The sequence below is a fragment of the Secundilactobacillus pentosiphilus genome (assembly GCF_002217985.1).
Lineage (GTDB): Bacteria > Bacillota > Bacilli > Lactobacillales > Lactobacillaceae > Secundilactobacillus > Secundilactobacillus pentosiphilus.
On the sequence record NZ_BCMI01000046.1, the window covers coordinates 1 to 6812 of the forward strand.

The 6812-nt window shown below is 43.7% G+C and carries 8 protein-coding genes; 7 read left to right on the plus strand and 1 reads right to left on the minus strand.

Annotated elements, in window-relative coordinates; translation table 11 throughout:
* The first annotated feature begins 258 nt into the window (after positions 1–258).
* Genes CES81_RS12735 through CES81_RS12755 form a run of 5 tightly spaced genes read left to right on the plus strand, consistent with a single transcriptional unit; the run spans position 259 to position 4403 of the window.
* The gene (locus CES81_RS12735) at positions 259–864 is read left to right on the plus strand and encodes a metallophosphoesterase (protein ID WP_089122097.1); all 606 of its coding nucleotides are present in this window, start codon (positions 259–261) and stop codon (positions 862–864) included.
* Positions 865–885: 21 nt separating this feature from the next.
* Entirely contained in the window at positions 886–2286 is a 1401-nt protein-coding gene (locus CES81_RS12740) for a bifunctional metallophosphatase/5'-nucleotidase (RefSeq protein WP_089122092.1), read from the plus strand.
* On the plus strand, positions 2279–2983 hold the full coding sequence (locus tag CES81_RS12745) for a YutD family protein (protein WP_089122093.1): 705 nt from the start codon (positions 2279–2281) through the stop codon (positions 2981–2983). The genes CES81_RS12740 and CES81_RS12745 overlap by 8 nt, the downstream gene beginning before the upstream one ends.
* A gap of 6 nt (positions 2984–2989) precedes the next feature.
* Positions 2990–3775, plus strand: coding sequence for a TIGR01457 family HAD-type hydrolase (locus CES81_RS12750; RefSeq protein ID WP_089122094.1), 786 nt, complete (start codon positions 2990–2992; stop codon positions 3773–3775).
* A 7-nt stretch (positions 3776–3782) separates the two neighbouring features.
* Entirely contained in the window at positions 3783–4403 is a 621-nt protein-coding gene (locus tag CES81_RS12755; protein WP_179211651.1) for a TIGR01906 family membrane protein, read from the plus strand.
* 52 nt (positions 4404–4455) lie between these two features.
* Here the strand turns inward: CES81_RS12755 and CES81_RS12760 are convergent, their stop codons facing one another.
* Positions 4456–5103 (minus strand): VTT domain-containing protein, encoded by a 648-nt coding sequence (locus tag CES81_RS12760; protein WP_089122095.1) that lies wholly within the window; start codon positions 5101–5103, stop codon positions 4456–4458.
* Between the two features lie 310 nt (positions 5104–5413).
* Between CES81_RS12760 and CES81_RS12765 the strand changes: the two genes are divergently transcribed.
* Together CES81_RS12765 and CES81_RS12770 are read left to right on the plus strand one after the other, a co-directional pair.
* A complete protein-coding gene (locus tag CES81_RS12765) occupies positions 5414–5998 on the plus strand; it encodes a peptidylprolyl isomerase (protein ID WP_305792635.1) in 585 nt (194 codons plus the stop codon).
* A gap of 94 nt (positions 5999–6092) precedes the next feature.
* The gene (locus CES81_RS12770; RefSeq protein WP_089122096.1) at positions 6093–6476 is read left to right on the plus strand and encodes a CvfD/Ygs/GSP13 family RNA-binding post-transcriptional regulator; all 384 of its coding nucleotides are present in this window, start codon (positions 6093–6095) and stop codon (positions 6474–6476) included.
* Positions 6477–6812 lie beyond the last annotated feature (336 nt).

The following is a 6812-nucleotide window of genomic DNA, read 5'->3' on the forward strand; positions in this document are numbered from 1 at the left end:
ATACACAAAACTTTATATTATTTCATTTGTCAACTTGACAGGGCCAAGTGCAGGGATGGTGTCTTTTGGGATTATATTCTGGAATCTACCGAGTTGTACCGCACCCTCTTTTTATTTTTGAGGACTGATTATTACAATTGGCCGCTCAGTCATTTCAACACTGGTTCTTTCCTATCCAACGGGTAACATGGTAAACTAAAAGGGTAGTCAATTTTTAAAGCGGATTAATTTTTGAACAAAGAAGGGGTAAGCGTGCAACTGTATTTCACCGCGGATACACATTTTTTTCATAAGGATTTACTCGGTCATTCTGACTTTGCGCCAAGGCCATTCAAATCGGTGGAAGAGATGAACCAAACGATTATTGACCATTGGAATGCACGGGTACTGCCAGAAGATACTGTGTACCATTTGGGTGATATTGCATTGTACTTCATTCGGCCTGAACGGGCAGCTCAAGCAGCGGTTTTCGACGTTTTAAACGAGTTAAATGGGCATCTGGTACTTATTAAGGGTAATCATGATAACCGTGCACTATTCAAATATTTGGCTCAGCATAACTACACTTATGGCGGGAAACCGAAGTTTGAATTTCACGACGTGGGGGCCCTTATTAAGGTCAATCATCGACAGTACTATATGACCCATTATCCAATGATGATGGGAATCGTTAAACAGATTATTAATCTTCATGGGCATATCCACCATTACTCGGTCAATATTAAAGAAGATATCAATGTCGGTATCGACACACCTGAGACCGACTATCTCAAAGAAAAGCCGCCTTTTGGAACGCCGTTTTCGATGGCCGAAATTGAAGAAATGGTGGCAGGCAAGTATAATGATTTTCAAAAAAGAAGATAAGTTTGGCAGAGGAGCTGGGGTATGACTGAAAAAATAACAATTTTGCACACCAACGACCTGCACTCGCACTTCGAAAATTGGCCTAAGATCCGCCGTTATTTGATTGAAGAACGTCAACGTTATCAAGCAGCCGGCCATGAAGTCCTAACCTTTGATATCGGTGATGCTATGGATCGGGCGCACCCGTTAACTGAAGCTACTAACGGTCAAGCTAATGTTACCTTGATGAACCAAATTCATTATGATGGGGTTACTATTGGTAATAATGAGGGCCTGGGAAATTCCAGGGAGCAGCTAATTCATTTGTATGACCACGCTAATTTTGACGTGATTCTTGGCAATATACTGAATGCCCCCAAAACCACGCAGCCCAAATGGGCGCTTCCCGGGAAGGTGATCACTACCCAGGCGGGGACGCGTGTTTTGGTACTGGGCCTAACAGCACCGTATACCTTAACCTATCCGCTGCTTGGCTGGCAGCCGATTTCAGTGGAGCGGATGCTGCCGTATTTGCTGAAACAGTTTGAAGGTCAGTACGATTGCAGTATTTTGCTGTCGCATTTGGGATTGGATGTCGATCGGATGATCGCTAAACGGTTTCCAGAAATTAACGTGGTGCTTGGGGCGCATACGCACCATTTGCTGCCGCATGGCGAACACGATCAGACCACGTTGCTGGGTGCGGCCGGTAAATACGGTGAGTACGTTGGTACCATTCAACTGGAGCTGTCAGATCATCAGATCACGAAGGCTTCAGCTTCGGTTGTTCAAACGGCTAATCTTCAAGCTGCAACCAGTGATCTGCAAGAAATTAAGGGCTATGAGGAGCAGGGAGAGCAGCTTTTAGACGCCCAAAAGCTGGCCGATTTACCCGTAGCGATGGAGAAAAATTGGCAGGGTCATTCCCGGCTAGTGAGTGAAGGACTGGCATCCTTGGAAGATTATGCCGGAACGGATGCAGCCATTTTAAACGGCGGGTTATTTATGTGCGATCTGCCGGCTGGCGTCATTTCGCGTAATCATATGCACCAGATGCTGCCGCACGCCATGCACGTGATGAAAGTGACTTTAAGCGGTGATAATCTATGGCGGCTGATCCACGAAATGGAGAAAAACCGGCAGTTTTTGACGCGTTTTCCAATTAAAGGCATGGGTTTTCGCGGTAAGGTATTCGGTTCATTGAACTATTCCGGAATTACGTACAACAGTCATGATGGGACGGTACTCTTTCGTGGCGAACCGCTGTCACCGTTGCGTGCGTACACGGTAGCCATGCCGGATCACTATCTCTTCATTCCGTTTTTTCCAACAATTTCGATCGTCGGACAGAATGAAATTTTATACGGCAAGCTTTTACGAACTGTTTTTGGTGATTATCTAGCTAAACAATACCCAATTAGAAAGGAGGAAGATCATGGATAAGAAATCATTGCAAACCTTAATTGATGATGCCCGTGCCAGCCGCGAGCCTGGTGGGGTGATCGTGGCAGTTGATGCGACTCACTACCAGATCAATGAGCATCCCTATGAATTGATGGTGAACTATCGCGATGCCTTTGACCGGGTTGAGCTGAGCGACCGGTTCAACACTTATTTTTCCCGTTACGACTACCTGGTTGGTGACTGGGGATTTGACCAGTTGCGGCTACGTGGCTTTTATGATGATAAGCGTAACGTGGCGGGTGAACTGAAAATCAGTGCACTGCAAGATTATTTAGATGAAGCTTGCAATACTGGTTGTCCATATTTTGTCATGCATAACGAGGACGCAAAAGTCGTCATGCCTAAGCGGAGCTCTCGCCAGCGTGAAGGCGGGCACCGTTCGAACCGCAATCAAAATAATGGCGGTAAACAGCAACACCGCAATCACTCTGGCAACCGGTCGAATAATTCACAATTGTCAGAACGTAAGGCTGATCGGTCAAATTCAAACAAACGGCAACAGCGGCAACATGTTAATAAGCATACTAACCGGTCAAATAGCGGCCAGCAGAAAGCTTATACGGTGGAAAAGGTTAAGCCCGTCAAAAAAACGCCGGTCAGCCAGCGTCATGGCACAGTTAAGACGGTTGGCCATAGCCAGCACCGTAAATTTACAATTCGAGAAAAAGAGGATTAGCGTTTGATGCAAAAACAGTATGACGGCTACTTTATCGATCTGGATGGGACAGTCTACGCTGGTAAACGGCGGATCCCCGCTGCAAAACGGTTTGTTGAACGTCTGCAGAAAGCCAATAAGGACTTTTTGTTTGTGACGAATAATACGACTAAACTGCCGGGGGACGTTGTCGATAACTTAGCTACTAATCATGATATTCACGTCCAGCCGGACAATGTCTATACAGCTGGCTTAGCGACTGCCGACTATGTGGCTGGCATTGCCGAAGCGGGACAGAACAAAGTTTACATCATTGGTGAAATCGGTCTGGTTCAAGCTTTCTTGGATAAAGGGTTTGAGCTTAACGAACGCCAGCCGGATTTTGTGGTGGTTGGACTAGATTCCGATGTGACCTACCATAAATTTGAAGTGGCGACGTTAGCAATTCGTGCCGGGGCGAAGTTTATTGGCACGAATCCGGATTCCAATATCCCGAATGAACGGGGGATGCTGCCAGGGGCAGGGTCATTAGTTGAAATGGTCGCCTACACTACCCAGCAGCGGCCAATTTACATTGGTAAGCCGGAGACAATCATTATGGCTAATGCGTTAAAGAAGATTGGTCTAAAAAAATCACAGGTTTTGATGATCGGTGACAATTACAAGACCGATATTACAGCCGGCATTCGATTCGGCATGGATACGTTACTGGTGTATACTGGTTTGTCAACACGTAAACAGGTCGCACGGCAGCGTATTGCACCCACGTACGAAATAGACAGTTTAGATGAATGGTCGGTGGATGATGACTAAGGCTCGCGTGAAAATAGGCTTGCAGTGGGTGGCACTCTTTCTAGCGATTATCTCACTGGTGATATTTCTGACGATTAATAGTGTGTGGCTCTACTGGTTGAACGTAAAATTAGGCCATTTATCTAAAATCGTTCAAATTTCAAGCAGTCGGATCGTACAAAACTATCTGCAACTGCTGGGGTATTTACAGTTACCATGGATAACTAAGCTGGATATGATGGATTTTCCAACTTCACCTAGTGGTCTTCAGCACTTTATTGATGTGAAACACTTGTTTTTACTCAATAACGGGATCTTGATCGTCACAATTGGGCCGGCAATTCATTTTCTGAAGCGATTGTCAGTAAAGAAAAAGCTCTGGAAGCTGATCCGGCCTTTTCAAACAGCTGCCCTTGTACCAGTACTGGCAGGGTTGTTGATGCTGGTGAACTTTAACCAGTTCTTTATTGATTTCCATAAGGTCCTGTTTCGTAATTCTGACTGGCTGTTTGATCCCCGCTTTGATCCGGTGATCTTAGTTTTGCCGGAAAGCTTCTTTTCACAGTGCTTTCTATTAGCGTTCGGGTTGTTTGAACTCGTGATGTTATGGGGAATTTGGCGAGGCAATCGAACTTTTTTAGAGAAATAAAAAAACTCTAGCGGTTTGCAACCGACTAGAGTTTTTTGTGTAGCTGTTTTAATTAATCCTTGCTAACTTGGGTGCGACTTTTAAGTAAACCAACAAAGGCTGGAATCATCGATACAATGATGATACCCAGAACGACTAGAGAGAAATGAGCCTTAACAAAGTCAATATTACCGAAGAAATAACCGCCGCCGCAACACAGGAGAACCCAACAAATACCGGCTGGAATATTGTAACGTAAAAACGAACGGTAGTCGTAGTCTGAGGTTGCTGCAACAAAGGGGACAAAAGTTCTGATGATTGGCATAAAGCGCGCCAAGAAAATCGCAACTTTCCCGTGTCGTTCAAAGAATTTTCTGGCGGATGCAAGATTTTCTTCTTTTATAAAACGACTAAAGAATGGGTGACGCGTGATTGCAATACCTGCACGACGGCCAATAAAGAAGTTTGTCGAATCACCACCGAGGGAGGCAAGTAAAAAGATGATGGCGAACAAGCTGATGCTGAGGTGATAATCTGGGTTAGCGGCTAGAGCAGCTGCGGCGAAAAGCAGTGAATCACCTGGTAAGAATGGCAGAATAACTGCACCGGTTTCGATGAAGATAATGAGAAACAGGATGCCGTATGACCAGCCGCCGAAGGTATTCACAATACTAACCATGTGACTGTCGATATGAAGTACAAAATCAATCAATTGGCCCATAATTTAGGAGGTTTCCTTTCAAAATTTAAGTTGGTGACATTGTATCAAAGAATATGGGCCGGGAAAAGGCCTGAAGGTGGATTTAAACGAATCATAACTTTGGTAAAGCTTCTGTTATACAGATAAGTAGTAGGACTTAGCTTGATCACCAGCAAAAATTGGGAAGGGAATGTGTTACAATGCAAAATGACTTTATATTGCCGCAGTGGACAGCACGAGGCTTAATCACTTACCGCTGCCGTGGCTTGAGACTTGCTTTTCGTTATATTTCATGGATAATAGATATGAAAGAAAACTGGAGGTTATTAATGTGAACTATCCACAGTTACAACCCGATAAGGCTGACGGCCCCCGGGCTACCATCCATTCATCAATGGGTGATGTTGTGATTCAATTGTTCCCAGAACAGGCGCCCAAGGCAGTTGAAAACTTTGTGTCGCTTGCTAAGAAAAAGTATTATGATGAAGTGATTTTTCACCGTGTAATTAATGATTTTATGATTCAGGGAGGCGACCCAACCGGTACTGGTATGGGTGGCTCAAGTATTTGGGATGAACCGTTTGAAGATGAGTTTTCAAAGGAACTTTATAATCTTCGCGGGGCTGTTTCAATGGCTAACAGTGGGCCTAATACTAATGGCAGTCAATTTTTTATCGTTCAAAATCAGCATATGTCTGAGCAGCTGACTCAGCAGATGAAGGATGCTCATTTTCCTGAAGAAATTGTGAAGGCTTATCAAAAAGGCGGTACGCCATGGCTTGACTTTAGACACACCGTTTTTGGTCAAGTGGTAGGTGGTATGGACGTTGTGGATCAAATGGCAACGGTAAAAACGGATGAGTCTGACAAACCATTGGAAGATATCGTCATCGAATCAGTGACTATTGATGATTAGGTGGGACCGATAACTGAGCTTGGGGTGTGTAGGCCTCAAGCTTTTTATTTTAGTTGAGTTTATTACTTACTATAGAAGAAAGGGGTTTTAAGCAGTGCGTATTGGCGACCGTGTACATGGTACAGTGACAGGCATTCAACCCTATGGTGCCTTTGTTAATTTAGGCAATGACGTTCAGGGCCTGATTCATATTTCTGAGTGTCATTACGGTTTTGTTAAAGATATTCATGACTACTTATCCGTTGGAGATGAAATCGATGTTGTGGTCTTAGATATTGATGAATTTACCGGTAAAATTTCACTTTCATTGAGATGCTTGGAAGAACCGCAAGTGCCGTTAGAACCGGTTTCTCCCAAAAGTGAAGACCACCATAAGCATTATTGGACTAGTCGAAACGTTCATGAGGGGTTCAAACCGATTCAAAAACGGCGTCAGGCTTGGGCGCAAGAGGCTCTAAGAGAGTTTGTTGCAAAATAATTGAGTTAATTTATTATTTGTCCTTGACCCTGTCGCTAATAGCTGGTATTATTTTATCTGTTGTCAAAGAGGACAATATTAATTATGTGGATGAATATCCAAGTATTTGATATTCAATCGCTCTTATATTCAACAGAGTCATAATAATTCAGTTGTTAATGTGAATGAATAAAGATTCAAAAAAGCGTTGACATTAATTTACAACTTAGTTATACTAATTAAGTCGAGTTATTAAGTAGACCTTTGAAAACTGAACAAAGTTTTGTTTCACAAATGTGCAGGGTATATCAGTTTCGGCTGATATCAAATGTAATTTGCGAAGTCAATTTCGCTAGT

Coding starts and splice junctions, on each gene's coding strand:
- CES81_RS12740 (WP_089122092.1), top strand. CDS start 886: ATGACTGAAAAAATAACAATTTTGCACACCAACGACCTGCACTCGCAC.
- CES81_RS12760 (WP_089122095.1), bottom strand. CDS start 5,103: ATGGGCCAATTGATTGATTTTGTACTTCATATCGACAGTCACATGGTT.
- CES81_RS12745 (WP_089122093.1), top strand. CDS start 2,279: ATGGATAAGAAATCATTGCAAACCTTAATTGATGATGCCCGTGCCAGC.
- CES81_RS12750 (WP_089122094.1), top strand. CDS start 2,990: ATGCAAAAACAGTATGACGGCTACTTTATCGATCTGGATGGGACAGTC.